Annotated in this window: 1 pseudogene; it reads right to left on the minus strand. The window is 61.1% G+C overall.

The features are described 5' to 3' along the window. Window positions 1-402 (minus strand): annotated as a pseudogene (locus EOA86_RS37840) (alpha/beta hydrolase); the annotation flags it as partial. Window positions 403-514: the final 112 nt, after the last annotated feature.

The raw sequence follows: 514 nt of genomic DNA on the forward strand, positions 1-514 counted from the left end.
GTTAAAATTGCCGCCAAAGGTGAAGTCGTCAACGCCCTGCTTGCGGCTGCCGCCCTGCCCGTGCAGATAGAGCACGATGATGCCGGCGCCTTGCGTGCGGCCGACGCCGACGTGGCGGATATTTCCGGCATCGGTCTTCAGCGACAGATCCCGCTGCACGTTACGCACACCGGTGTCGACATACTGCGCCTGCGCGCGGCGCTCCGGCACTTTGTCGCGGGCGTTGATGTCGCGCAGCTCGCGATAGTCGACGACTGTATACGCGCCGTTGTTCTCGGATGAGAGCGTGCCCGGATAGGCAAACAGATCATCCTTGAAGGGCTTTAGCGGCAGCGTTTGGCCATGCGCCAAACCCGAAAACAAAAGAAACGTCGCGATCAGAAGGGGTAAACGGAAAGCCATGCCAAAGGCATCGTTTTTCGGCTTCGGTTTGTCAATCCTGCAGCACGCCGCCGGCGCCTTCCAGCGCCTCGCGGGTGTCGACGTCTATCGAAGCCGCCTTGCCGATCTCGAC

It is taken from the genome of Mesorhizobium sp. M5C.F.Ca.IN.020.32.2.1, from assembly GCF_004023105.1.
In the GTDB taxonomy this organism is placed as follows: Bacteria; Pseudomonadota; Alphaproteobacteria; order Rhizobiales; family Rhizobiaceae; genus Mesorhizobium; species Mesorhizobium wenxiniae.